The organism is Pseudoduganella sp. GW821-FHT11H04, from assembly GCF_058807935.1.
In genome coordinates this window covers 146,561-172,611 of the sequence record NZ_JBXARE010000007.1, presented here as the reverse complement: position 1 = coordinate 172,611, position 26,051 = coordinate 146,561, and the positions used below count along the sequence as shown (strand labels likewise).

At 60.0% G+C, this 26,051-nt stretch carries 23 protein-coding genes and 1 tRNA gene; 16 read left to right on the top strand and 8 right to left on the bottom strand.

From position 1 onward, the window contains the following. Positions 1 to 2: 2 nt before the first annotated feature. Genes AC1RTP_RS17300 through AC1RTP_RS17280 form a run of 5 tightly spaced genes read left to right on the top strand, consistent with a single transcriptional unit; the run spans position 3 to position 5,287 of the window. Complete coding sequence (locus AC1RTP_RS17300) at positions 3 to 2,966, top strand: formate dehydrogenase subunit alpha (protein WP_498609093.1); 2,964 nt, start codon at positions 3 to 5, stop codon at positions 2,964 to 2,966. A gap of 10 nt (positions 2,967 to 2,976) precedes the next feature. After that, positions 2,977 to 3,579: a formate dehydrogenase FDH3 subunit beta gene (fdh3B, locus tag AC1RTP_RS17295; RefSeq protein WP_130313754.1), complete on the top strand. Its 603-nt coding sequence runs from the start codon at positions 2,977 to 2,979 to the stop codon at positions 3,577 to 3,579. Further along, the gene (locus tag AC1RTP_RS17290) at positions 3,576 to 3,797 is read left to right on the top strand and encodes a hypothetical protein (protein ID WP_498608917.1); all 222 of its coding nucleotides are present in this window, start codon (positions 3,576 to 3,578) and stop codon (positions 3,795 to 3,797) included. The genes fdh3B and AC1RTP_RS17290 overlap by 4 nt, the downstream gene beginning before the upstream one ends. A 10-nt stretch (positions 3,798 to 3,807) precedes the next feature. Further along, positions 3,808 to 4,941 carry a formate dehydrogenase subunit gamma gene (locus AC1RTP_RS17285; protein ID WP_498608915.1) on the top strand — a complete coding sequence of 378 codons (1,134 nt, stop codon included), beginning with the start codon at positions 3,808 to 3,810 and terminating at the stop codon, positions 4,939 to 4,941. 10 nt (positions 4,942 to 4,951) lie between these two features. Further along, on the top strand, positions 4,952 to 5,287 hold the full coding sequence (locus tag AC1RTP_RS17280; protein WP_498608913.1) for a hypothetical protein: 336 nt from the start codon (positions 4,952 to 4,954) through the stop codon (positions 5,285 to 5,287). A 52-nt stretch (positions 5,288 to 5,339) separates the two neighbouring features. Here AC1RTP_RS17280 and AC1RTP_RS17275 read toward each other — a convergent pair whose 3' ends face one another. Continuing rightward, positions 5,340 to 5,891 (bottom strand): FxDxF family PEP-CTERM protein, encoded by a 552-nt coding sequence (locus AC1RTP_RS17275; protein ID WP_498608912.1) that lies wholly within the window; start codon positions 5,889 to 5,891, stop codon positions 5,340 to 5,342. A 420-nt stretch (positions 5,892 to 6,311) separates the two neighbouring features. Here AC1RTP_RS17275 and AC1RTP_RS17270 point away from each other — a divergent pair, with 420 nt between their 5' ends. The 10 genes from AC1RTP_RS17270 (at position 6,312) to AC1RTP_RS17225 (ending at position 16,955) form a co-directional block, all read left to right on the top strand. Further along, positions 6,312 to 6,467 (top strand): hypothetical protein, encoded by a 156-nt coding sequence (locus tag AC1RTP_RS17270; protein ID WP_498608910.1) that lies wholly within the window; start codon positions 6,312 to 6,314, stop codon positions 6,465 to 6,467. A gap of 185 nt (positions 6,468 to 6,652) precedes the next feature. Further along, a complete protein-coding gene (locus AC1RTP_RS17265; protein WP_498608908.1) occupies positions 6,653 to 7,006 on the top strand; it encodes a LiaF transmembrane domain-containing protein in 354 nt (117 codons plus the stop codon). 2 nt (positions 7,007 to 7,008) lie between these two features. Then, positions 7,009 to 7,767: a LiaF transmembrane domain-containing protein gene (locus tag AC1RTP_RS17260; RefSeq protein WP_498608907.1), complete on the top strand. Its 759-nt coding sequence runs from the start codon at positions 7,009 to 7,011 to the stop codon at positions 7,765 to 7,767. Continuing rightward, positions 7,767 to 8,828 (top strand): sensor histidine kinase, encoded by a 1,062-nt coding sequence (locus AC1RTP_RS17255; protein WP_498608905.1) that lies wholly within the window; start codon positions 7,767 to 7,769, stop codon positions 8,826 to 8,828. Before AC1RTP_RS17260 ends, AC1RTP_RS17255 begins: the two co-directional genes overlap by 1 nt. A gap of 3 nt (positions 8,829 to 8,831) precedes the next feature. Further along, complete coding sequence (locus tag AC1RTP_RS17250; RefSeq protein ID WP_498608903.1) at positions 8,832 to 9,557, top strand: LytR/AlgR family response regulator transcription factor; 726 nt, start codon at positions 8,832 to 8,834, stop codon at positions 9,555 to 9,557. 6 nt (positions 9,558 to 9,563) lie between these two features. Next, positions 9,564 to 10,076, top strand: coding sequence for a hypothetical protein (locus AC1RTP_RS17245; protein ID WP_498608902.1), 513 nt, complete (start codon positions 9,564 to 9,566; stop codon positions 10,074 to 10,076). A 131-nt stretch (positions 10,077 to 10,207) separates the two neighbouring features. After that, positions 10,208 to 10,432, top strand: coding sequence for a hypothetical protein (locus AC1RTP_RS17240; RefSeq protein ID WP_498608900.1), 225 nt, complete (start codon positions 10,208 to 10,210; stop codon positions 10,430 to 10,432). 494 nt (positions 10,433 to 10,926) lie between these two features. Then, on the top strand, positions 10,927 to 11,523 hold the full coding sequence (locus tag AC1RTP_RS17235) for a hypothetical protein (RefSeq protein ID WP_498608899.1): 597 nt from the start codon (positions 10,927 to 10,929) through the stop codon (positions 11,521 to 11,523). A 68-nt stretch (positions 11,524 to 11,591) separates the two neighbouring features. After that, positions 11,592 to 15,632, top strand: a complete 4,041-nt coding sequence (locus AC1RTP_RS17230) for an RHS repeat domain-containing protein (RefSeq protein ID WP_498609092.1) — start codon at positions 11,592 to 11,594, stop codon at positions 15,630 to 15,632. A 690-nt stretch (positions 15,633 to 16,322) separates the two neighbouring features. Beyond that, positions 16,323 to 16,955: an RHS repeat-associated core domain-containing protein gene (locus tag AC1RTP_RS17225; RefSeq protein WP_498608897.1), complete on the top strand. Its 633-nt coding sequence runs from the start codon at positions 16,323 to 16,325 to the stop codon at positions 16,953 to 16,955. Positions 16,956 to 17,679: 724 nt separating this feature from the next. Here AC1RTP_RS17225 and AC1RTP_RS17220 read toward each other — a convergent pair. The 6 genes from AC1RTP_RS17220 to AC1RTP_RS17195 form a co-directional block, all read right to left on the bottom strand. Beyond that, the gene (locus tag AC1RTP_RS17220; RefSeq protein ID WP_498608895.1) at positions 17,680 to 19,965 is read right to left on the bottom strand and encodes a helicase C-terminal domain-containing protein; all 2,286 of its coding nucleotides are present in this window, start codon (positions 19,963 to 19,965) and stop codon (positions 17,680 to 17,682) included. Next, on the bottom strand, positions 19,962 to 21,602 hold the full coding sequence (locus AC1RTP_RS17215) for a VRR-NUC domain-containing protein (protein WP_498608894.1): 1,641 nt from the start codon (positions 21,600 to 21,602) through the stop codon (positions 19,962 to 19,964). Before AC1RTP_RS17215 ends, AC1RTP_RS17220 begins: the two co-directional genes overlap by 4 nt. A 61-nt stretch (positions 21,603 to 21,663) precedes the next feature. Continuing rightward, on the bottom strand, positions 21,664 to 22,194 hold the full coding sequence (locus AC1RTP_RS17210; RefSeq protein ID WP_498608892.1) for a phasin family protein: 531 nt from the start codon (positions 22,192 to 22,194) through the stop codon (positions 21,664 to 21,666). 49 nt (positions 22,195 to 22,243) lie between these two features. Then, the gene (locus tag AC1RTP_RS17205) at positions 22,244 to 22,453 is read right to left on the bottom strand and encodes a hypothetical protein (protein ID WP_498608891.1); all 210 of its coding nucleotides are present in this window, start codon (positions 22,451 to 22,453) and stop codon (positions 22,244 to 22,246) included. Next, positions 22,450 to 24,585 (bottom strand): ATP-binding protein, encoded by a 2,136-nt coding sequence (locus AC1RTP_RS17200; RefSeq protein WP_498608889.1) that lies wholly within the window; start codon positions 24,583 to 24,585, stop codon positions 22,450 to 22,452. Before AC1RTP_RS17200 ends, AC1RTP_RS17205 begins: the two co-directional genes overlap by 4 nt. 12 nt (positions 24,586 to 24,597) lie before the next feature. Further along, positions 24,598 to 24,987, bottom strand: a complete 390-nt coding sequence (locus AC1RTP_RS17195) for a winged helix-turn-helix transcriptional regulator (RefSeq protein WP_498608887.1) — start codon at positions 24,985 to 24,987, stop codon at positions 24,598 to 24,600. A gap of 82 nt (positions 24,988 to 25,069) precedes the next feature. Here AC1RTP_RS17195 and AC1RTP_RS17190 point away from each other — a divergent pair, with 82 nt between their 5' ends. Then, positions 25,070 to 25,921, top strand: coding sequence for an SDR family oxidoreductase (locus tag AC1RTP_RS17190; protein WP_498608885.1), 852 nt, complete (start codon positions 25,070 to 25,072; stop codon positions 25,919 to 25,921). Between the two features lie 49 nt (positions 25,922 to 25,970). Here the strand turns inward: AC1RTP_RS17190 and AC1RTP_RS17185 are convergent. Beyond that, a tRNA-Leu gene (locus tag AC1RTP_RS17185) sits at positions 25,971 to 26,047 on the bottom strand. Positions 26,048 to 26,051 lie beyond the last annotated feature (4 nt).

The window sequence follows — 26,051 nt, the reverse complement described above, 5'->3', positions numbered from 1 at the left end:
TGATGCTCCTTACACGTAAAGGGCCGGCAGGCCCCCGTGCGCCTGGTCAATTTGCGGCGAGCCTTGAGGGCAGCCTGGCGCGTGCCATGCCGACGATGGACCGGCGCGCATTCCTTAAACGTTCCGGCATCGGCGTCGGCGTTGGGCTGGCGGCGTCGCAGCTTTCGCTGATGCGCAAGGCGCAGGCGAAAGATCCCGCCGCTGCTGGTAGCGATAGCAAGCCGGTTGTACGGCGCACGGTGTGCAGCCACTGCTCGGTAGGCTGCTCGGTCGACGCGGTGGTGCAGAACGGTATCTGGATCAGGCAGGAGCCGGTCTTCGATTCGCCGATCAATCTTGGTGCGCACTGCGCAAAAGGCGCGGCGCTGCGAGAGCACGGGCACGGCGAATTCCGCCTGAAATATCCAATGAAGCTGGTGAATGGCAAATACCAGCGCATCACCTGGGATCAGGCCTTGCAGGAGATTTCGGCCAAGCTGCTGGAGTTGAAAAAGAAGAATGGGCCGGACTCTGTCTTCTTCGTCGGATCCTCGAAGCACAATAACGAGCAGTCGGCGCTGCTGCGCAAATTCGTCTCCTTCTTCGGCACCAATAACTGCGACCACCAGGCGCGTATCTGCCACTCCACCACGGTGGCTGGCGTGGCCAATACCTGGGGCTATGGCGCCATGACCAACAGCTACAACGATATGCAGAACGCCAAGGCGGCCATGTATATCGGCTCCAACGCGGCGGAGGCGCACCCGGTGTCGATGCTGCACATGCTGCACTCGAAGGAAAACGGCTGCAAGATGATCGTGGTCGATCCTCGCTACACGCGCACGGCGGCCAAGTCTGACCAGTACATCCGCATCCGGTCCGGCTCAGACATCCCCTTCCTGTACGGGATGCTGTGGCATATCTTCAAGAACGGCTGGGAGGATAAGGAGTACATCGCCGCCCGCGTCTACGGCATGGATAAGGTGCGTGACGAAGTAGCCAAGTGGACGCCGGATAAGGTCGAAGAAGCTTGCGGCGTGCCTGAAGCGCAGGTGCTGCAGGCCGCCGAGACGATGGCCAGGAACCGTCCCTCGACCGTGGTTTGGTGCATGGGGCAGACGCAGCACTCGATCGGCAACGCGATCGTGCGCGCCTCCTGCATTCTTCAGCTGGCGCTGGGCAACGTGGGCAAGAGCGGCGGCGGCACCAATATCTTCCGTGGCCATGACAATGTGCAGGGTGCAACCGACGTCGGCCCGAACCCCGATTCGCTGCCGGCATATTACGGCCTGGCCGCTGGCGCGTGGAAGCACTGGTGCGCTGTGTGGGGCGTGGATTATGAGTGGGTGAAGAGTCAGTTCGCCTCGCAGGCGATGATGGAAAAGTCCGGCACGACGGTGTCGCGCTGGGTCGATGCGGTGCTTGAGAAAAATGAGCTGATCGACCAGGACAGCAACGTCAAGTCTGTCTTCTTCTGGGGCCATGCGCCGAACTCGCAAACGCGCGGGCTGGAAATGAAGAAGGCGATGGACAAGCTGGAAATGCTGGTCGTGATTGACCCTTATCCCTCAGCTACCGCCGCCATGGCAGCAATGAAGGTGGATGGGCAGGAGCTGAACCCGAATCGCGCGGTCTACCTGCTGCCGGCTGCAACCCAGTTCGAAACCTCCGGCTCGGTGACCGCGTCGAACCGCTCGGTGCAGTGGCGCGAAAAGGTGATCGAGCCGCTGTTTGAATCGCGCACCGACCATATGATCATGTACCAGCTCGCTGAAAAGCTGGGCTTTGGCAAGCAGCTGGTGGCCAAGATCAAGCTGGTGCCGGGCAAGGGCAATATGATGGAACCGGAGCCGGAAGACATGCTGCGCGAGATTAATCGCGGCAGCTGGACCATCGGCTATACCGGCCAATCGCCGGAACGCCTGAAAGCGCATATGCGCAATATGCACATGTTCGATGTGAAGACCTTGCGCTGCAAAGGCGGCAAGGACGCGCAGACCGGCTACGACCTGACGGGCGACTATTTCGGCCTGCCGTGGCCTTGCTACGGAACGCCTGAACTCAAGCACCCAGGTTCGGCGAACCTGTACGACAACTCGCAGCACGTGATGGATGGCGGCGGTAACTTCCGCGCCAATTTCGGCGTGGAGCGCGATGGCGTCAACCTGCTGGCGGAAGATGGTTCGTTCTCCAAGGGCGCCGAAATCACGACCGGCTATCCCGAGTTCGATCACGTGCTGCTGAAAAAGCTGGGCTGGTGGGATGACCTGACGGACGACGAAAAGAAGGCGGCTGAAGGGAAGAACTGGAAGACCGACCTGTCGGGCGGCATCCAGCGCGTCTGCCTCAAGGTGCATGGCGTGCACCCGTTCGGCAATGCCAAGGCGCGCGCCGTGGTGTGGAATTTCCCCGATCCGGTGCCGCTGCACCGCGAGCCTTTGTTTGGCACGCGCCCCGACCTGGTGGCCAAATATCCAACCCACGACGATAAGAAGGCCTTCTGGCGCATGCCGACGCTGTACAAGACCGTGCAGCAGAAGGCGGTGGACGATGGTCTGGCGAAGAAATTTCCGATCATCCTCACATCCGGGCGCCTGGTGGAGTATGAGGGCGGCGGCGAGGAAACCCGTTCCAATCCGTGGCTGGCCGAACTGCAGCAGGAGAACTTCGTCGAAATCAATCCCAAGGCTGCATCGGATCGCGGCATCCGTAATGGCGACTACGTGATCGTGTCGACGCCGACAGGTGCGCGCATCAAGGTGCGGGCGCTGGTCACGCAGCGGGTGGGCGTGGATACGGCCTTCATTCCTTTCCACTTCTCCGGCTGGTGGCAGGGCAAGGACCTGTTGGAGTATTACCCGGAAGGGGCGGCGCCGATTGTGCGCGGCGAGGCGGTGAACACGGCCACCACCTATGGCTATGACTCGGTCACCATGATGCAGGAGACCAAGACCACCATCTGCAATATCGAACGCTTCGCGGGCTGAGGAGATTGCCATGGCACGGATGAAATTCATATGCGACACAGAGCGCTGCATCGAGTGCAATGCCTGTGCGACGGCGTGCAAGAACGAGCACGAGGTGCCCTGGGGTGTAAACCGGCGCCGCGTGGTGACCATCAACGATGGCATCATCGGGCAGGAGAAGTCGGTCTCGGTGGCGTGCATGCATTGCTCGGATGCGCCTTGCATGGCAGTGTGCCCGGTTGACTGCTTCTACCGCACCGAGGAGGGCGTTGTCCTGCATAACAAGGACGCCTGCATCGGCTGTGGCTACTGTTCCTATGCATGCCCGTTTGGGGCGCCGCAATTCCCGTCGAATGGTACGTTCGGTTTGCGGGGCAAGATGGACAAGTGCACGTTCTGCGCTGGCGGGCCGGAAGAAAACGGCTCGCAGGCGGAGTTCGAAAAGTATGGCCGCAACCGCCTGGCGGAAGGCAAGCTGCCGGCTTGCGCGGAAATGTGTTCGACCAAGGCGCTGCTGGGCGGCGACGGGGATGTGGTGGCGGAGATATTCCGCACCCGTGTCGTCACGCGCGGCAAGGGCAGCGAGGTTTGGGGCTGGGGTACGGCTTACGGAAAACCGGAGGCTAAATCATGAGGATTTTTCTTGTAGCGCTGCTGGCGCTGGCCGCCTGCGGCGAGGTGTCGCAGTCGAAGCAGGGCAGTGCGGTGAATCGGGGCGACGAGCCGGCGTACAAAGGCGCGCATGATGCGGAAGTCGCCAAGGGATGGACGCCGGGCGATAAGCTGGCCTGGGAGCGGCAGGTGCGCGAACGCGGGCAGCTGCAGAATGAATATGTGAAGACCAACCGTTAGGAGGTCTGCCATGAAACGATGGTTGGCAACGCTGGTCATGGCACTCGCCGCCGGCATATCGCTCGCCGCCGATGCGCCCGCGTCCCGTCCGCAAGGCGGAGCCGCGCCGGACAGCGCGGCTCCGCGCGTCGAGTCGATCGACATCCTCAAACAAAACCAGGCCGAACGCACGCGCGACCAGCCGGGCAACAATGCCCCGGTTTGGCGCCAGGTCGTATCAGGGCAGCCGAACTACAGCAGCCTGCCATACCCCGAATCCGGCGTCCTGATCCAACCCAAGGCCCAGCTCCCCGGGCAGACAGTCCCGGTCACTGCCGGCGAGGCATGGCGCCGCTTCCGCAACGGTCCGATGATGAGTATCGGCGGCTGGATCATCCTCGGTGTGGTCGCCATCCTTGCCGCCATGTACTTCATCAAAGGCCCGCTCAAAGTGCATTCGCCGCCAACCGGCCGCAAGATCCAGCGTTTCACGCCGTTGGAGCGCTTCGTGCACTGGACCACCGCCATCACCTTCGTGCTGCTGGCCGCCTCCGGCCTGTGCATGATGTTCGGCAAATTCGTCCTGATGCCCATCATCGGCCACACCCTGTTCGGCTACCTGACCTATCTGCTGAAGACGATCCACAACTTCGTCGGCCCACTATTCACGGTCTCGATCATCGTTACCTTCATCATCTTCGTGAAGGACAACTTCCCGATCGCAGCAGACATCAAATGGCTGGCGAAACTGGGCGGCATGTTTGGCAAGGGCCATGCACCGGCTGGCCGCTTCAATGCAGGCGAAAAGCTGTGGTTCTGGGGCGGGGTGACTGTGCTGGGACTTGCCGCAAGCGCCTCCGGTTTTGTGCTCGACAAGCTAGTGCCCAACCTCGAATACACGCGTTTCATGATGCAGGGCGCTAACCTGCTGCACATTACAGCCACCGTGCTGATGATGGCTTTCGCGCTCGGCCACATCTACCTCGGCACGATAGGTATGCAAGGCGCCTACAAAGCCATGCGTGAAGGCTATGTGGACGACGCCTGGGCGCGCGAACACCACGACATCTGGTACCAGGAAGTCGTGGAAGGAAAAGTCCCGCGTGTGCGCGCCCCCGAGCACGACGGCGAGCCCATACCGCCGCCCGCGCCCAAGACCGTATAAGGAGCAAGTAATGAAGAACTCCGCATTCGCCCTGGTATTGCTGGCCGCCTGCACCGCTCAAGCCAAGCTGCCAGCGCCCACTGAAGAACAGAAAGCCGCTGCTGCCGCCACCAAGGATAAACAAGCCTGGACCGACAAAATCGCCGCCTACAAGCTATGCCTGGCGCAGGACCGCATCGCCGCTTATTACTTCAAGACCAAGGGCAGCGGCAGCAAGCCATCGCTCACGCCGACGCCGTTGCCGGCTTGCGCCGATCCCGGACCCTATGTCGCCCAGGTGGCCGCCGCCAAGGAAGTCGGCGTGGCCGATTCGAAACCCGTCCCCGAGGCGGGTAAAAAGAAGTAGTGCAATAAGAAACCCGCCGCAGCGGGTTTCCACGGGGGGATGTGGTTGCGGCTTAGCCCAGCTTGTCGTTGGACTTGCGTCGGGAGGCCAGACCTAACAGGCCAACGCCAACCAGCAGCATCGCATAAGTAGCTGGTTCCGGAACTGGAGCAGCCAGGTTCAGGTTCCCGGCATAAGAGCCGCCCATTCCTGCAATGGCGGTACTGCCGGTGACCGTGAAGCCATAGTTACCTGACATCAGCGCATCAATCGGGAAGAACTCAATGCCGCCCGAATTGCTGAATGTGGTGGACAGGTTGGTCTGGCTGCTATCGGCTTCGACTTTGAAGAACTGGATGCCGGTGATACCGAAGTTTGCCAGGCGGGAACCGTCGAGCCAGGTCTTGCCTACGACAGCGGTACCGCTGGCATAGCTGGCATTGGTATCCACCGAGAACAGGTAGGTATCGATATAGTCCCCAGCTGTTGCGTGGAGCGCGCCGAAAATGGCGTTGCCCCCAGCATCAAAGGTCAAAGTGGTCTGTGCCATGGCGCCGGAGCTGGCAAACAGCCCGGCGGATAGCATCAGTGGTCCGGCTACCTTACTTAGAAACGCTTTCTTCATGTTAATACCCCTTGAGATAGTGTTGTTGTGAAGGTGAAGCGGTGTCAGCGCGCAAGAGGTTGCCCGGTCATATCGTCAGTGGCCTGCTGAAAACATAACCTTTCCTGCTTGCTAACGCAGACCAATATAGCCGACACCTTCTGGTATATATTTCATTAGTGAAGTGTTTATGTTTTCGAGCGAACAGACCTTGGCGGCGGATCAGGGGGGCCGTCTAAATTTGAAAGTTCGTCAAGCGTTAAATTTTTGAGTGCTCGAGTCCGCAAGGCTGGCAAGACACATTTCGTAGGCCGATTCCGACAGGAACAAGAGCCGAACTGACGGGGGAATTGTGTGCAAACGCACCGTATAGGAAGGGGCGGAGAAATAAGATGGAATCGTGATTGAAGCGCACCAAAAAACAGAATACGGAGGCCTATCATGACCCAGACTAACCACCCATCCAAGTACGTGGTACGGGAGTACCTTGAACGCCGTTCGCAAGCCGTCAAACCACCTCCATCGCCAGAGGAGATTCGCCGTCAGCTGGGCTGGGGCTTGATGCTCTTCGAACCGAAGATGGATACCGGGCGCTAGGCCTCCGTACCACCGCAACGAACCTCCCCGACGTAGCCCCCAAACCCGCCGCCCGGCGGGTTTTTTTCGTTGTTCGCTGAAATCTTCGCCATTCACCGACCCGCCGCCGCCATTCACCGAAAAGCGGTTTCGCCGCTGCCTGCGCCCCGATAAAGTTCAACCATCCAATCAACGGGGAGCAAGAAATGAGCAAAGTAATGCAAAGCCGCAGCCAACTGCTCTGGGGCTTGATCGTGGTCGCGGTGGGCGTCGTGCTCCTGACCGATATCCAGGTTCCGCCAATCGGCATGTGGTGGCGCTTCTGGCCTTTCCTGGCCATGGCCTTCGGCGCAGTCAAGCTGATCCCGCCGACGACGCCCAAGCATGTGCTGGATGGCCTGTGCCATATCGCCTTCGCCGGCTGGTTCTACGTTTTGTTCGAACACCTGTGGGGCCTGAACTTCCACAACAGCTGGCCGATCCTGGTCATCATCGCAGGCATCTGCATGCTGGCCCAGCCAGTTGTGATTAAATACACCGCCGATAAAGAGGAGAAGTAATAATGAGAATGCGTAATCGCCCTTACCGCCAACGTAATACTGCTTCGCAGATGCTGATTGGCGCCGGTGTCATCCTGGCCGGTTTCCTGTTCCTGATCGATAACCTGGGCTGGATCGACCTCGATATGCGGGTCCATTTCTGGCCCTTCATCCTGATGCTGGTCGGCGCCTCGACCCTGGCTTCGGCGCCGCGCCGCGGCAGCGGGGCAGCGGTTGCAGGCATCTTCATGATCGGCTTCGGCGCGGTCTCGCTGCTGAAAGGCCTGGGCCTGATCTACATCAGCTGGAAGGTACTGTTCCCGATCGGGATTATTGGCCTGGGCCTGTTGATGGTGTTCCGTGCCCACAAGCGCAGCCAGCAAGTGGCTGACGGCGGCGATACTGCCAGCAACCAGGCGGAATCCATGTTCTGCGTGGACGAAGGCCAGACCGGCGAGCGCGTGCTGGACCTGACTGCCATCTTCGGCGGCGTGCAGCGCAAGGTAACCACCCAGGACTTCCGCGGCGGTGACCTGAACAGCATCATGGGCGGTATCGACCTTGACATGCGTACCGCTTCCTTGAATGGCACCGTCGTGCTGAATGTGTTCGCCATCATGGGCGGCATCTCCATCAAGGTGCCGACCGACTGGACGGTGGAACTGGAAGGCACTCCTATCCTGGGCGGCTTCGACGAGAAGACCATGCAGCCTAAGGATGCCAACAAGCGCCTGGTGGTTCGCGGTACTGCCATCATGGGCGGCGTGGATATCCGTAACTGATGCAGCGCGTATTGACCAGCCGAAGCGGCGTCCTGCTCTACCTCACGGTTTGGACGCTGCTGGGAATCGGCTTGGGCGGGGCGGTGGCGCAGCTGGGTGATGAACCCTGGCTGCGCGCCATGCTGTTTGCGGTGCCGGTCACTTTGCTGTTTTCCGTCGGCGCGGGTTTTTCGGCCTATTACATGTGCAAGGCCAATCCGCTGCGCGAACGCAGCCCGGCGGTGATCCTGGTGTCGATGCTGACGGCGGCTGTGTGGGCCGGATTCCTGTGGGTGTTCCTGATGCGGGCGTGGAATATCGCGGCCGAATCGTTCGGCGCCGAGGGCATCAAGGTGGGGCCGCAGTTGACGGCGTTGCTGTTCTCGCTCGGCATCCTGATGTACGGCTTGCTGGCAACGCTGAATTACCTGCTCGGTGAATTTGTCCGGGCCCGCCAGGCGGAGCAGCGCGAACTGGAATCCAAGCTTCTGGCCCGTGATGCGGAATTGCGCATGCTGCGGACCCAGATCGATCCGCACTTCCTGTTCAACAGCCTGAACTCGATCAGTGCGCTGACCTCGATCGATGCCAAGCGCGCACGCGATATGACGCAGCGCCTGTCGGATTTCTTCCGCCAAAGCCTGGGCATCGAGGCACAGGGCAAGATCACGCTGGAGGAGGAGGTGCGTTTGATCGGGCACTTCCTGGCAATTGAAAAAGTGCGCTTCGGCGCGCGGCTTGGCGTGGAGCAGGAAGTGGATGAAGCGGCGCTGCCATGCCTGCTGCCGCCGATGATCCTGCAGCCGCTGGTGGAAAACGCGGTAAAGCACGGCATTGGCGGCTTGCCGGACGGCGGCACGGTGCGTATCGACGCCCGCCGGGAGGGTTCTCTGCTGAAGATCGATGTGGAAAACGATACCGACCCGGATACGCCGCCCCGCAAAGGCAACGGCATTGGGCTGGTGAATGTGCAGGAACGCTTGGCGGCGGCGTACGGCCACACGGCGAGCGTGCACTGCACGCACGAAAACAATAAATACCGGGTGGCCCTGATGCTGCCCGCCGAGACCAAGGAGTCCTGAATCATGCGCGTCATCATTGTCGATGATGAAGAATTGGCCCGCGGCGTCATGCGGGAGTACCTGCGGGCCCACGCCGATGTGGAGGTGGTAGCTGAATGCGGCAACGGTTTCGAGGCCGTGAAGGCGATTGCGGAACTGGAGCCGGATGTGGTGTTCCTCGACATCCAGATGCCCAAGCTGGATGGCTTTGAAGTGGTGGAACTGGCCGGCAGCAAGCCGCACTATGTGTTCGCCACGGCCTATGACCAGTATGCGCTGAAGGCGTTCGAAGTCCACGCCATCGATTATCTGCTCAAGCCTTATCCGCAGGAACGGCTGGACCAGGCGCTGGCGCACGTGCGCACCCGGCTGGGCGGCGAGCGTCCGGCCGTGGCGCAGATGGCGAGCGAAGCCGCCACCCGCAACGGTCCGCTGGAGCGTGTGCTGATCCGCGACGGCTCCCGCGTCCATGTGATTGCGGCGGAGCGCATCGACTCGATTGAGGCACAAGACGATTACGTCGAAATCCTGGCCGAGGGCAAGCCCTACCTGAAAAACCAGCGCCTGTCCGAACTGGAAGAGCAGCTCGACCAGACACGCTTCGTCCGCCTGCACCGCTCATGGATCGTGAACGTCGAGCGCATCGAACGCATCGAGCATTCCACGAAGGACAGCCATTGCGCCGTGCTGAAAGACGGCCGCAAGATCCCAGTCAGCCGCAACGGCTACCAGAAAGTGAAAGGGCTTTAGGCGAGCATGAAGTCTGATTATGTATTTGACGGGGCGCTGCGGATTAACGGCGAGTTGGTGACGAGTAGCCTGAGTGTTTTCGTGACGGACTTCGAAGTGGTGATTCACGATTCGGCCCCGAAGGTGGGAAAACGGAAGGAATTGGTTCTAAGCCAGTTCAACGTAAAGATGCTTCGCAGTCACTATGTCGAGCAAATGCAGTCAGGTAAGCGCTACAAATTCAGCGGCGATCAATTGGGTGTCATTACGGAGGGGCCAATGGGGCATCCCGCCGATGGCGAATTTGATGTTCGTTTTCTCGATGAATGGTCGTTGCTGGCTCGGTACGACGCGGAGCATTTGCATGTACTGATTACAGGCATCACTTGCGAGGGGCGGAATCCGGTTGATGCGGTCCTGGCGCCATGGACTTTCGATGTTCAGTTCACTGTTCCTAAAACATGCCTGAAGGATCTCCTCGACTTGAACGATTGGACATTCGGGCACCTGGAGGAACGCATGAAAGCCTTGCCGGCATAGAAAATGAGTGACAATGTGTGAGACATGACGGGTATTGATTTTAATATACTTGCCATGTGATAAAAATAATTCCTTTGCTGATTGCTCTGGCTGCTATGCCGACGTATGCCCAGGTCCAGAAGTTGACGGACTTGAGCGGCAAAGTTCATTATCCCGAGCGGCCGCCAGAAGCCGCCAATCCTAAAGAGCAGCAGGCGCAACGTCCGGCCCAGCCTGCCGTGCCAGCCATTGAAGACTTGCATCAGCGCGAACTCGACTCGCGCGAAAGGCGGATGCAAAGGGAGGCGGCGAACCAGGAGGCGGCCGATGCCGTCGCCCGCGAGAAGTACAACGCGAGCATGCACCGCAGGCATTAATTGCAGTGGCTGCGACTTGATCTGACACCGACGATCAGATAGGTTGGAGTCTTCCGTGGTCCGAATACGGCCAATACCTGACCTTGAGGCAATGCAGACTTTTAACGAATTCAATCTAGGTTCATCACAATGACATGCATCTTCCGAATCTCTGGTCAGTCACTGTGGGTCAATTTTCAACGCAAATTAACAGCCATCAGCTGCGGCTGTTTTATGGCAGCAAGGCGTCATTGACTGGTTCCGGCTGCGGACAGAATTAAGAATTAGGATAAGGCAAAAGTGACCGTTGCTAGATTCTCTGTGGCCATAATCTATTGCGCATCCTTAAGATCATCTCAAGTGTCAGCCCCTCATTGAGATCGCTTGAATTGCACGTATCAGAAATGCTAGTAAAGATTCTCTCGAAAAGTAACTTTCCTGACAAATAATTTTATTGCCAATAGATACTTTTAGCCATAAATTCCCTTTCCATAACTATTAAATGGGAGTTATGGATGCCAGGGAAGACCTTCCGTTCGCGCTTTTCGCTCGCTGCAACTGTTGCCGATATCATGATCGTTCCACGAGCAGTTTTTGGCATGCTTCTGCTTGCCGGCACCGCAAATGCCCAAACGACCACCGTCATTGATGAGCAATACAAGCAAATCAAAGCACCGAAAGCCATCGCCAAGCTAGGCACGGACCTCTTTGGCGACCGGGTCAACCTCTACAACGGCTCGCTGGAATTTACCCAGTCCGATGTTTCCATCCCTGGAAACAACGCTTTGCCAGTCGAAATCGGACGGCGGTTTGCAACGGGTAACCGGGGTTTGGGCAGCCGCGCCTTCGGCCGCTGGGATATCGAGATCCCGCACCTGCACGGTTTGTTTTCACAAAACGATGGCTGGAAGGCAGGCGTAGGAACCGGCGCACGCTGCACCGATTTTGGGCCGCCACCCGACGCGGCCGGTGCTAGAAATGAATCTGCGTGGCGTCCGAAGACTTCTGGAACGGCAGCTTCCTTTATGTCCCCGGCCGCGGCGATCAACAACTTCTGGGCCGCGCGCCAGGATTCACACTGGCTCCCGGCGCGGTTTCTGCCTACCCGGTAGTGACGACCGCGCTCTGGTCGTTGTCCTGCCTTCCATCGCTGGCGAACGATACCAGCGCAAACCATAGCATGGGTGAAGGTTTTGTCGCCGTTTCCCCGGAAGGCATCTCCTATCGCTTCGATTGGATGGCCAGCTATCCAGCCCTCGGCCTGACCCGTCCGAGCGAAACTGGCCTTCCCCGCCCCGACATGCTGCTGCGCAAGGAAGTATGGATTCTCCCTACCCAGGTTTCCGACCGGTTCGGCAATTGGGTCAGGTACACCTACGATCCCGCCGCACCGACACACCTGTCGCGCATCGATGCGAGTGACGGGCGTTCGATGACGCTGACGTACGATTCGACGGCAGTAACGGGACGGGTAAAAACCGTTTCGGACGGTACCAGAACCTGGACGTATGCCTACAACGCGACCGACCTGGCCAGTGTCACACTTCCTGACGGAACTTCCTGGCAGTTTGGTAATTCAGACAGCGTCAATAGCAGCCCTAGCGTCAGCGCGGTCCAAAGCTGCGATAGCCCAAGTGGAATTGATAGTACCCTGCGCACCTTCTCGATGGTTCATCCTTCAGGCGCAACGGGCACCTTCAATTTGCGCGGCACCGTGCATGGCCGGTCAGGCATCCCCAGGACCTGCGACAGTGCCAGCGGCTGGGTGCAGCGCCCCGCCCTGTACTTTTATACCGAATCGCTAAGCTCGAAAACCATCAGCGGCCCCGGCCTTGCTACGCTCACCTGGAGCTACGACTACGGGACGCCAAGCGCAAGCTACGCCCCGTGCGACGGTGCCTGTGCCAAAAGCAAATCCGTCAGCGTCACTGAACCCAACGGAACCGTTAAACGCTACACCTTCGGCAACCACTATAAAAATACCGAAGGCCGCCTTGAACAAACCTCGGTCGGCGTCCTGCAAACGGTCACGACGCGCTACCGCGCCTTCGGCGCCGGCCCCTATCCGACCCAGTTCGGCTACAACTATGGCGGCGGCAGCGAGGGCGATAGCGACATGTCCGTCTATCTCGCGCCAGTGGACCAGCGAATCACCAACCAGGATGGCGTCGATTTCATCTGGGAGGCGGATCCGTACTCCTTCGACAGCCTGGGCCGGCCAACGGTGGTGAGCAAGTACAGCAGCCTGGGTTACCGCCGTGTCGAACGTACGGACTACGTGGACAGCTATCCCCTGTGGGTGCTCGGCAAGGTTGGCAAGGTCACCGAAACACAGACGGGAAAAGTAGCGGTAGAAAACATCTACGATGCTGCGACGGCGAACCTGAAATCAGTGAACCGTTTCGGCCGCGCCGATGCCTCATATACCTATTACGGCGACGGCAGCCTGGCAACGCAGGCGGACGGCCTGAACCAGGCCACCACTTATTCGAACTACAAACGCGGCATTCCCCAATTAATCAGATTTGCCGACGGCAGCACGCAAAGCGCGGTCGTGAACAACATCGGCAAGATCACATCGTTAACCAACGAAGCCGCAACGACCACGACCCTGGGCTACGACGCCATGGGCCGGCTGGCTTCTATCAGCTATCCGGCTGAAACTGGACTTGCCTACTACCCGACAACGATCACGCTCGCGCAAGTGAATAACTGGGAATACGATCTGGCACCAGGCCACTGGCGCCAGATCGTCACTACTGGCAACGCGATTGAAGCAAGTTACTATGATGCGCTCTGGCGCCCCGTGTACACCGAGCGTTCCGATAACGCCGACCGCGCCGGAACCCTTCGCCTGGTCAAGAACCAGTACGACCTCGCAGGCAACACCGCTTACGAGTCCTATCCCAAAGGCTACGGCCAGGACGTGTCATCCGAAGGCACATACTTCCAGTACGATGCACTGGGCCGGCCTACCACCACAACACGGGGCAGCGAGCTGGGTAACCTAAGTGAAAGTTTTATCTATAACTACGGTTTCCAGAAGACTCACACCGACGCAAAAGGTCACAGTGTCACCTACGCATATCAGGCATTCGATGAGCCGGCTGATGGTGCAATTACCGCCATCAGCATGCCTGAAGGCGCCAGCATTTACATTGCCCGCGACCTCTTCGGAAAGACAACGTTCATCAGCCGCAGCGGCAATGGCGTGAGCGCCACGCGCCGCTACGTCTACGACGGCTACGAGCGCCTGTGTAAAACCATCGAGCCCGAAACCGGCGCCACCATCCAGAGCTACGACGCCGCAAACAACGTCAGCTGGCGTGCCAGCGGCTTGGCGCTACCTGACACGAACGCCTGCAATATCTCCAACGTGCCGGCCGCGAAAATGATCGGCTACAGCTACGATGCGCGCAACCGCCTGCGCAACACAACTTATGGCGACGGCAGCCCCGCCATCTACCGCACCTACACCAACGACGGTTTGCTAAATACGGTGCAATCGGACGGCACCACCTGGAGCTACGGCTACAACAACCGCCGCCTGCTCACCAGCGAAACCCTGAACTATGGTGGCGTCAATTACGCGATTGGCCGCAGCTACGATGCCAATGGCACGCTGGCCCAACTTACCTACCCCGGCAACTTCGCTGTCGCCTACAACCCCAACGCCCTGGGTGAGCAGCGCCAGGCCGGCAGCTACACCACCGGCGTGAGCTACCACGCCAACGGCGCGGTCAAGCAGTTCAGCTACGGCAACGGTATCGTGCACACTCTGTCCCAAAACCTGCGCGGCCTGCCGCAGTTGTCGCAAGACGGCAATGTGCTCAAAGACAGCTACGCCTATGACCAGAACGGCAACGTCACCGCGATCACCGACCAGGCCGAAGGCATCACCAACCGCAGCATGGAATACGATGGGCTGGACCGCCTCAAACGCGTGAGCGCACCTGCGCTTTGGGGGGATGCCTGGTACGGCTACGATGCGCTGGATAACATCATCTCCAGCCAGATCACCAGCGGCGCCAAGGCGCGCACGTTCGCCCACAACATCAACTACAGCACCAACCGCCTCGACAGCCTCACCGGCAGCTTCAGCCTCGGCTACCAATACGACAGCCAGGGCAATATCGTCCAGCGCGGCGTGCAAAGCTATACCTTCGACATCGGCAACCGGATGCGTGGCGCGCCGGGCGTGACGACCCATGTGTACGATGGCCTGGGGCGCCGCGTGAGCGTAGTCGGGACCGATGGCGTCAACCACGTCTACCTGTACGGCCAGGAAGGCAAGCTGCTGTATGAAACCACGACCTCACAACCACAGTCCTCCGGCACCAAGTACATTTACCTGAACCGGCACGTCGTTGCCGAGGTGAGCGGCGGTGGCGTAGTGTACGACCACACCGATGGCCTGGGCAGTCCGGTGGCCAAGACCAATGCCAGCGCAGGCTTGATCAGCCGCACACGCTACGAACCGTATGGCGCAACCGCAGCAGGCACCGAGCCAACCATTGGATTCACGGGCCACCTGAACGCCGCAAACATTGGGCTGGTGGACATGCAGCAGCGGTTCTATGATCCGATGGCGGGGCGGTTCTTGAGCATTGATCCGGTGGTGACCGACGTAAAAACTGGATCGAGCTTTAACCGTTATGTGTATGCAAATAACAGTTCTTACAATTTCATCGATCCTGATGGCAGAGACGCATGCCCGGGAAAGAGTGCTAACACCTGTATCAGGGCGGACTCATTTGATTCGAAGAAATCCAACGGACAAACTACGGTCGCGTCCGATGCTGTCGCTAAGGCTATGGTCGAACAAAAATCAGTTGTGGCAGTGACTTCTGATTCTGCGACGGAAGAAAAAATGGCTTTTGTTACTCCCGGCAAAGACGGGCCGACGGTAAAATTGGCCGCTGATTTCAAAAGTAGTTCGACCTCCACAACGGAAGGAGGGAGCGCAAATAAGCCAAGCAACGCTTTGGCGGTGTTACATGGCCATATTGATTCTTCGATGAATTTGGTAAGTCCAGCTGACTCCCAGCCCCTCACGTTAGGACTGCCCAACGGGGTAGTCAGTCAAGGCAGAGTGGGCGTGACCGAAATTGTCTCTGGGCGCCTTCAATTTCGAATGCTCGAAGGGAAAATGGAGACCAAGGAAAGACGCGATCAGCAGAAAATGCTAGATTCTCAGCAGCCCGATTTCGATCAAAAATAGAAAGCAATATATGACTATCTGTTCAACAAGAGGCCGATTGCTGTGCATCATTCCCTTAGCTATGTTTCTTTCGTCATGTGTATCCCCGAAATTGCCGCAGTCGTGGATTGAGGTCGAAAATGTCCTCGCCAATCCTGCTGCATTTACCGGAAGAACAGTCACTATCAAGGGGTGGGCATCAATTCGAAATGAAGATCGCGGAATCTGGATGACACCGGAAGATTACGGAAGGAGAAATCGACGTCGCTGCATTTCGTTATTGAATTTTTATAAGGATGAAAGTCTTAATCGCTCGCTCGATCGTAAATTTGTTCTCGTGACGGGTGAAATTGTCCCAGATTCCTATCACGACGCAGAGGGGAACGGAGTAGTCCGTTTGGGCTCGTGCAATAAAGTGGCAATTCGATTTGTAGAGCCTAACGGATTACGCGTATTTGTTGATTAGTGGCAACAGGTCGATTGGGTCAGATTGACATTCGTACACGGGCAGACCATCAGCTCCATCCCAGCATATTTCCGAAAAGCGCCCTGACTCGATTACCTTGCCTCGCGGGCGTGCGCGAGCTAGGATCGCGTCTAGGAAAAAATCGCTCTTTACACACCGCTGCCCAGCAGAAAACCACGCCAAGTCATTGAAGGGACTAGGGAAAACGGCTGCACCTACGACAAACGCACGTCGGGGGACGCTTCTTGAGCATTGATCCGGTGGTGACGGATGCGAACTCTGGATCAAGCTTTAACCGCTACAGTTACGCCAATAATAGTCCGTATGACTACGTCGATCCAGATGGTCGTGACCCGGCGGGTATAGCATCGGTGGCTAGGAGCTATGTCGGTGATTTGGGTTGGGGTAAGCCAGGTTGGCGTGGTGGTGTAGGCTGGGTAACTGAATTCAAATGCAATATTTTCGTCAATCGAATTATTAAGCAAGCCGGCGATGCGCCGCCACTGGTAGATAATCGGCAAGCGACGGCAGGTGAACTGGCAAATAAGAAGCTGAAAATTGCGAATTGGGCTGTAGTGACAGATGGCACAGTCCAAGAGGGCGACATCGTGGCCATCGGTCACGACGGCGAAGGGTATTCGGAGCACACAGGTATTATCAGCATGTCTGGTGGTACGCCAAGTACTGTCTCGGCCAATAGCAACACAGGAACAGTGACATCAAATGACTGGAGCTTCCGTCCTGGTCAAGATCCTACATTCCGGCGCTACGTCCCCGGGCAAGGGAACGCCAATGACCCGAGTACTAAACCGAAACCGCCGCCTAAGCCAACACCTGCTGTGGCGCCAAACCCGGAACCTCGTCCAGGGCGGGAATAAACCTAAATAATCAATTTGATGATTGGACAATGCTAATGTTAACTCGCTACAAGGCTGTGTCGATTGCTATTGCAGTTTCCTTGATAGTTGCGCTCAGTGTGTTTCTTAGGCCTTCCCTCGCGTTGACTAACAACTAAATCCATATGACTTTGACTCCGGAATTGGCGGACGCAATCGCGATAAATTTCGTATTACCGATACTTTGTGTCTTTGACAAAGAAACATCCCAGCGAATTCAAGCTGACCTTGTGCTTATTTACGCTGAGGGTGTGGCCAGGAGAGAAGTTCAATCGGACGTTAGTCCCTTGCCACAGACTGCAAAGGGGGAAGTCCGAATCGTGATTCGGGAGGCATATCACCAGGACTGCTTTAGCTTCGAACTCGAATCCATATTCCAAGGAATCGCACCCGGAACAGGCTTTTCAGGAATTGCTGTTCGGGGGAAATTCAACTACTCGAATGGACAGTTTTCGGTTAAAGAGAGCGGGCGATCAAATCGATACAACGTTTGGACATGGTCAGATAAGTTCTGCCTTTAAGAGCCAGGATTATTGTGAGGGGCAGCAACGGGACGAATTCGATAATAAATGCGAAGGTCTGAGTTGGGGCGAATTAGATAGTTGCGAAGGTCCGAGTTGGGAAGCGGCCTCCCAACCGACCTCCGTTCGGTTAGACCTCTACTGTGGATCAAACCGCAGAGGGCGATATTGAGCTTTGACAGGGGCTAGGCGGAAAAGTTCCGGGCTTCGACCTGCCACCAGGCGGGCAGCAGGGCCTGGACTTCGGGGCGGGCGAAGCGGTCGTCGATCAGGTGGACGGTGCCGCGGTCGCTGGTGGTGCGGATCACGCGGCCGGCGGCTTGCACGACTTTCTGCAGGCCGGGGTAGAGGTAGGTGTAGTCGTAGCCGGCGCCGAAAGCAGTCTCCATGCGGGCTTTGATTTGCTCGTTGACTGGATTGATCTGCGGCAGGCCGAGCGTGGCGATGAAAGCGCCGATCAGGCGGTCGCCGGGCAAGTCGATACCTTCGCCGAATGAGCCCCCCAGCACCGCAAAGCCAATGCCTTCGCCGCCAGCCTGGAAGCGGGCGAGGAAGGCGTCGCGCGCTGCTTCATCCATGCGCCGCTCCTGGCGCCATAGCGGGACGTCCGGGTGCTGGGCGGCGAACAGGTCGGCCACTTTTTCCATGTAATCGAAGCTGCTGAAAAATGCGAGGTAGTTGCCGGGCTGGCGCTGGTATTGTTCGCCCATCAGTGTGGCAATCGGCACCAGCGAGCGGCCGCGGTGCTGGTAGCGCGTCGAGATGTGGCTGGCGATGTGCACTTGCAGCTGCTGCGCGTCGAAGGGGGATGCGACGTTGACCCAAGCGGTATCGGCCGGCATGCCGAGCGTGTCGGCGTAAAAATTCCAAGGGCTGAGCGTGGCGGAGAACAGCGCAACTGCGTGCGCTGCCTCGAAGCGCTGCTTAAGGAAGGGCGCGGGCAGGATGTTGCGGATGCAGAGCACGGAATTCACGCGGCCTGCAGCGGCTCCGCGGCCGCCGTCGGATTTTTCAATGTCGAACAGCGAGTGTTCGCCGAAGCTTTCGGCTAGGCGGCCGAACAGCAGGGCGTTGAAATAGAAGTCCAGCACGTCGGCATCGAACCAGGCGGGATGCTCGGACATGTAGTCGCCGATTTCGGTGCATGCAGTTTGCAGCGCGCCCATGAACTTTTCGGGCAGTTCGGAGTGGCTGGCGTATTCGGCCTCCTGTGCTTTTTCCAGCGCACTCCATTGCCGATGCACGCGGTCGAGCGGTTTGCGCAGCGCTTCGGGCGCGGTTTTGCGCAATACGCGCAGGCGCACATGGTCCATCTCGGCGGAGTACATTTTGCGGGCGCGCGAGATCATATTGTGCGCTTCGTCAGCCAGTACGCTGACCTTCCAGCCGTTTATCTGCGTCAGGCTGTACAGCATGGCGCTGATGTCGAAGTAGTAGTTGTAGTCGCCCACCACCACGTCGGCCCAGCGTACAAGCTCGCTCTGCAAATAATAAGGGCAGACCTGGTGTGCCAGCGCGACTTCGCGGATTGAGGCGCGGTCCATCATGTTCTGCTGCAGGGCGGCGGCGCGGGCAGCGGGCAGGCGGTCGTAGAAGCCTTGCGCCAGCGGGCACGATTCACCATGGCAGGCTTTGTCCGGGTTTTCGCAAGCGGTGCTCTTGGCCGCCAGTTCGAGCGCACGCAGCGGCAGCAAAGGAGCGCTGCGCTTGATGGTTTCGACCGCGCCCAAAGCCATGCTGCGGCCGCTCGTTTTGGCGGCGAGGAAGAAGACCTTGTCGAGGCCATGCTCGGCGCTGGCCTTCAGCATCGGGAAGATGCTGCCGATGCTCTTGCCGATGCCGGTTGGCGCCTGCGCCAGCAGCGAGCAGCCGCGTGCGCTGGCTTTGAACATGGCTTCCGCAAGCTGGCGCTGGCCGGGGCGGAAGTCGGCGTGGGGGAAGCGCAGCGCGCGCAGTTGTTCGTCGCGTGCGCTGCGGTGCGCCAGCTCCTGTTCGGCCCAGGCGACGAAGCGGCCGCACTGTTCTTCGAAGAAGGCGCGCAGCGTGGCGGCATCCGCCTCCTCGGTCAGAACCGTTTCCTTTTGCGTGCCGATGTCGAAGTAGACCAGGGCCAGGCGCACGGCGGGCAGTTCGCGCGCGGCGCACAGCAAATGGCCGTAGACCTTGAGCTGGGCCCAATGCAGGATGCGGTGGTTGGCGGGCTGGCGCGACAGGTCGCCGCGGTAGGTCTTGATTTCTTCGAGCTGGTTCTGGCGCGGGTCGTAACCGTCTGCGCGGCCCCGCACGTGCAGCGGGCCGAAGTCGCCGGACAGGCTCACTTCGCGCTCATAGCCTTCATCGCGGCGGCTGGCGACGATGGCGTGGCCTTCGATGCCTTCCTGTGCGGTTGGCGTGGGCGTGAAGCGCAAATCCAGGTCGCCTTGTTTGGCGGTGAATTCGCACAGGGCGCGGACGGCGATTGTATAGCTCATTCTTCCCACGCCAGGTAACAGACGGACACCGGCATGCCATGCTCGGCGCAGTAGTCGATCCAGCGCAGCTGGTTGTCCTGCAGGCGGTCGCCGGGGCCTTTGACTTCCACCATCTGGTAGCGCCGTTCGGATGGCCAGAAGCGGATCAGGTCAGGGAAGCCGCTGCGGTTGGCCTTGATGTCGAGCAGGATGCGCTCGAACCACAGCTTGAGATGCGCGGCGGGAATGCAGTCCAGCGCCAGGCCGAGCAGCTCTTCGTCGATCGCGTCCCAATACACGAAGGGTGATTGCAGGCCGGACTTGGCGGCGAAGTTGGCACGGATGGCGTCGCGGTAGCTGCCGTCTTCGAGCTTTGCCATGCAGGCGTCGAACAGGGCGGCGCGGCGGCGCTGGAAGTCAGCGCTGTGCAGGTCGGCCGGGCCATGGTGGAAGGGATGGAAGAAGGCGCCGGGGATGGCGGCGAATACTGCGTCCCAGCACAGCAGGCCAAACAAGGAGTTGGCCAGTGCGTTCTCGACGTAGAAGCAGGGCGCCTCGTCGTTCCATAGGTGGTCGCGTACCACGCCTTCGACCCACCATTCCTCGGTGGGCATAGGCAGTACCAGGTCGATGCGTTCGACCGGCGTTGGCGTGTGCGCGGGCTCGCGCATGTGGCCCAGCTTGCGGCGCAGGCGCGGCGCCATGCGCAGTAGCTGCTGGCGTTCTGCCTCGCTTTCCGGCGTGGCTTGGGCGCGCTGCAGCCATTCGTAGGCCAGGCCAAGGCGTTCGTCTTTTTCCAGCACGCGGATGGCGCGGGCGCGGGCGCCGGGATAGGCGCACTGCTCGTACAGATCAAAGGCGCCGGCCCAGTTGCCGAGCTTTTCCATTTGCTGGCCAAACTGGAACAGCATTTTCTGGCGGCGGCTAAGCAGCCATTCATTGTCGTCCGCCAGGGCAGGCAGCTCGCGCGCCAGTTGCAGCGGGTCTTCGCCCTCGGCAAACCGTTCGCGGCAAGCGTGCAGGGCGAGGTAGTCGTCGATGTCGCGCCGCGAGCGGAAGCCGCGCGCGGCAGGTGAGAACTCCACTTTTTCGTAGCGGTAGATGCCCAGGTTGGACAGCACGAATTCCGACCAGTCCTGGTGAAAGTTACCGAAGAAGATCAGGCGCAACCTGTCGCACAAGGGCTTGGACAGGATGTGATAGACCTGGTCGCCCGCATCGGCATACCAGGCGGTGAAGCGGTGGCTGCCTTCGTGGCGTTCGCGCAGGGCTACCAGCTGGTCCGCCTTGCGCGCGCTGCGTTCGGCGCCGCTCAGGGCGAAGACGCGGGTGATTTCGGGCTTTTGCAGCAGGTCGAACAGCTCGTCCAGCGTGAGTTCGGGATCCTGCACCACCCAGCCTTGCTCGACCAGCGGCATGGCCGCGCTCATGGTGCAGCCAATCTCGGGATAGCTTAACTTGGAGGCGCGGAACAGCTCCCCCTTGCGCATGACCATGCGGACGAACAGGGCGCGGGATGGTTGGGGCAGGGTGGGGAAGCAGGTGAGGAAGGCGGCTTCCTCGTCCGTCAGCAGGTCGCTATAGCGCTCGCCAATCCAATGCAGGACCTGGTGGAAGTTGTCCAGGTAGTAGAACGGATTTTCAAGGATTTGGTTCATGCAGGCGAGGCGACGCGAAAACTGTATTTATATACAGTATAACGCGTCACCCGCTGCATTGTCACTTCTTGGAGGCTGCGTTGGCCTTTTCGACTTGTTGTTCGAAGGCGGTCACCGCGTCGCGGGTGGCCTGGGTCACCTGTTCGTAGCCCTTGAAGGCGTTCTCAATGGCTTTTTTGACAATCTCCACCGCATTATCCGAGCCCGGGCGCACATTCTGGGTCACATCGTAAATCAGGGCGCTCAGGTTGGATTTGGCTTCGGCCAGGTGGGCGTCGGCGGCTTTGTGGAAGTCGTTCGACATTTCGGACAGCAGTGAGCCAAGCTGCTGGTTGTAGGCATTGGTGGCGGCCATGCCGGGCTGCAGGCGGGCGTTGATCACGTCCATCGCCTCTTGCGGCGTGACGGAGGCGTTGACCTGGCGGCCGGCTTCGATGTGGTCGTCCAGCGCCTTGCGCGCCGTAGCGATATTCAGGGCCACCGCTTGTTCCACGCCTTGCATGGCGCGGTTGGTCAGGGTGTTAAAGGTCTCCAGCTGGAATTCAAACAGCGTCTTGGTGGCGGTCGCAAACTGCTCGGGATTCTGAAACATACGGTCTCCTTCTGGTTGTGGGATGGCGTTGCTTCTTGCTTTGACTTCATTATTGAGGACGCACCAATTTTTCGCAATGGGCATCTTTAAAAGGACCGGCCATTTGTATCCAGGCCTTGCCGAGCGGCGTTTGCGAGCAGGCGCGCTGGCCGTCGATGCTGCTTTGGTACAAGTACCACCAGGCCGGGCGGGCGAGGGCGCCTGTGGAGGCCAGGGCGGAAGTGATGGCCAGGAGGAGGATGGCGAAGCGTGTTCTCATAGTGGTGCTGTAGCCGGAATGCGGATGGTGAAGGTGGTTCCCTGGCCTGGCGTGCTGGTCACGTCCACGTGGCCCGCCAGCACGCCGGTCACGATATTGTGCGTGATGTAGAGGCCCAGGCCGGACTGGCCGGCCCCCAGCCGGGTCGTGTAGAACGGGTCGAAGACGCGGCGCAGGTGTTCGGGCGCGATGCCGGTACCGTTGTCGGCCACCGTTAGCAGGATTTCGCTGCCAAGGGCGCTGGCGGTAATCGTGACAGCCGGTTCGCCGCCTCCTGGGGCGCCGAAGGCATGGACGATGCAGTTATCGACCAGGTGGCCAAGGGCCTGGCTGAGGGGGCCGGGATAGCTGTTCAACTGCAGGCCTGGCACGACGTCGAGCACCAGGTTGGGGCGCGGCTGCGGCAGGCTGGCCCACAGGGGCGCCAGCATTTCCTGCAGCAGCTGGTCGAGGAAGAAGTGACGGCGCTGGGCGTCGGTAGTGTCGACCGCGATCTGGCGGAAGCTGGCCACCAGGTTGGCTGCGCGCTGCAGGTTGCGCTGGATGATGTCGCCTGCTTCGCTGGCGCGCGCCAGATAGTTGTCCAGTTCCGAGCGGCGGATGCCTTCCTTGACCTGGGTGCTCAGTTGCGCCGTATGGTCGGCTAGCGTGGAGGCGGTGACCAGGCTATTGCCGATCGGGGTGTTGAGTTCATGTGCCACGCCCGCCACCAGCGAGCCGAGGGCGGCCAGTTTGTCGCGGCGGACCAATTCTTCCTGCGTCATGCTGAGGTTTTCCAGCGCCGCTTGCAGCTCTTCGCTGGTCAGTTCCGCGTGCTCCTTGGCGCGCGACAGTTCGGCAGTGCGGGCCTCGACCAGTTCTTCCAGGTGGCTGCGGTGGCGTTCCAGCTCGGCTTCGCGCCGCGCGCGTTCGATGGCGATGCTGGCGAGGTGGCTGGCGACGCCGATCAGGCGCTGCTCTTCCGCGTCAGGATGGCGCACGGTGCGGTAGTACATGGCAAAGGAGCCCAGCACCTTCTGCTCGTCCAGCATGATGGGCATGGACCAGCAGGCACGCAAGCCGTAATCCTTGATCAGCTCCAGGTAGGGCGCCCACAGCGGATCATGTTCAATGTCCGACACCACCACGGCTTCGCGGCGGAACATGGCGGTGCCGCAGGAGCCGACGCCGGGGCCTATCTCAATTCCTTCCAGCAGGGCTACGTAGGATGCGGGCAGGCTGGGGCAGCAGGCGCAGCGCATGCGCTTGCCATCTTCATCGAGCAGCATGACGGAGCACAGCACGCCGTCCGATTGCGATTCGACCAGTTGCACCAGCTTGTGCAGCGTGTCTATCAGCGGAACGCCGCGCGCCATCATTTCCAGTAGCCGCTCCTGGCCGACGCGCAGGTCTTCCGCACGCTGGGTACCGGTAACGTCGACAAAGCGCACGTGGAACAGCTTGCGGCCTGGCTTGGCGATGCGTACCCCACGCGCGTTGCAGTCGATGGCGCGTCCGCTGCTATGGCGGAAAGTGAGGCGGTGCACGCGCAGCTCGCCCGCCAGCACGCTTTGCATCATGGCCTCCATCTGGCCACGCTCGCACAGGGCGGACAGCGGGGAGGACAGCAATTCCAGGGCGCTGCGTCCAAGCAGCTGTTCGGCGCGGTGGTTCAGGTCGATGGGCCGGCCGCTGTCCATGTCCAGCAGCATGACGGCGTCGGGCGAGGCGGCGGCCATCATGTGATAGTTCACTTCCAGGTCGAAGCCGCCGATGCGCTCGCCTTTCAGCGCAAACAGGACGTGGTCAACGACGCTGGTGGTGGCGAGCGGCAGGGTGAAATAGCCGTCGGCGCCGGCGCGGGCGCCGCGCTGCTGCTCGTCAAGAGAAGGGCGGTGCGACATCAGCAGCACGGGGATGCGGCGGTCGGGATCGGACTGGGTCAGCTGGCCTGTCAGTTCCAGGTCGGCGCCGCCGGCCAGGATGGTATCCAGCAGCACCAGGACGATGCCGCCGGCACGGGCTAGCTCCAGCGCATGTTCTCCGCTGCTGACCGATTCAATCCGGTAATCGTGGCGTGCGAGCGCCAGCTCCAGCGCTGCCACATCAAGGCTGGAACTGCTTGCGACCAGGACGGTGTTGTTCTTTTCCACGCCGCCAGTGTATTACACCTGCGGCGCGAAGATGCGCGGCAGGTTGTCTTCGATCCAGTCGACCAGCACTTCCAGGCGCTCCGCGACCTCGCGGCCGAGTGGCGTCAGGCTGTATTCCACATGGGGCGGGATCACGGGCAGGGCGGTGCGCAGCACAAAGCCGTCGCTCTCCAGCGCGACCAGGGTCTGGGCCAGCATTTTCTCGCTGACGCCGCCCACTTCCTTGCGCAATTGGCTGAAGCGGTGCATCCCGCCCAGCAGCACGACCAGCACCAGAACGCCCCAGCGGCTGGTTACATGGCTTAATACCGCGCGCGAAGGACACTCCGGCGCCAGCACGTTGCCCGGCCTGGCCGAGCGGCGGGACAGGGCGGCCCGCAGGGATTTTGATGATTTTTCCATACTTACCAAAAAGTGCGTACTTACGAAAAGTTAGTGTTGATCCTATTATAGACCTACATTGTTTTCAACCAAGGAGAAAAACATGATCGTCGTAACTGGCGCTTCGGGCGCATTGGGTAAATTGGTGGTGGAAGGCTTGCTGGAGAAAGTGCCGGCTTCGCAAATCGTGGCGGCTGTACGTGATCCGGCCAAGGTGGCGCATTTCGCGGCGCGTGGCGTGCAAGTTCGCCGCGCGGACTACACGGATCCGGCAAGCCTGGATTCCGCCCTGGCTGGCGCGAACCGCGTCCTGCTGGTCTCCGCCAACGAGGTCGGCAAACGCACGGCGCAACACCGCGCCGTGGTCGATGCAGCAAAACGCGCTGGCGTGAAGCTGCTGGCCTATACCAGTATCCTGCGTGCGGACAGCTCGCCGCTGAAGCTGGCTGAAGAGCACGTCGCCACCGAGGCAGCCATCCGCGACAGCGGCCTAGCATATTCTTTCCTGCGCAACGGCTGGTATTTCGAGAACTTCAATGGCCGCATCCAGGGCGCGGCGCAGCGTGGCGACATGGTGGGCAGTGCAGGCGAGGGCCGTATTTCAGCAGCCGCCCGCGTCGACTATGCCGCGGCCGCAGTGGCCGTGCTGACGGCGGCCTCGCCGGCGAAGGTCTACGAACTCGCTGGCAGCACTTCGTTCACGCTGGCGGAACTGGCGGCCGAGGCATCGCGCCAATCAGGCAAGCCTGCCGACTACCGCGACCTGCCGCAAGCGGAGTTTGCCGCCGTGCTGGCTGGCGTAGGTGTTCCGGCGCCATGGCCTGAATTGCTGGCCGATTCGGATGCCGGCTCGGCACGCGGCGGCCTGTTCGATGATGGGAAAGCGCTGGAGAAACTGATCGGCCGTCCAACCCGCAGTGTGGCGCAGGCAGTGGAAGCAGCATTGTCGGCATAAGCCTGGAAATGAAAAAAGCTCCCCGAAGGGAGCTTTTTTGCGGAATTCTTGGTGCCCACGGAGGGACTCGAACCCCCACACCTCGCGGCACATGGACCTGAACCATGCGCGTCTACCAATTCCGCCCCGT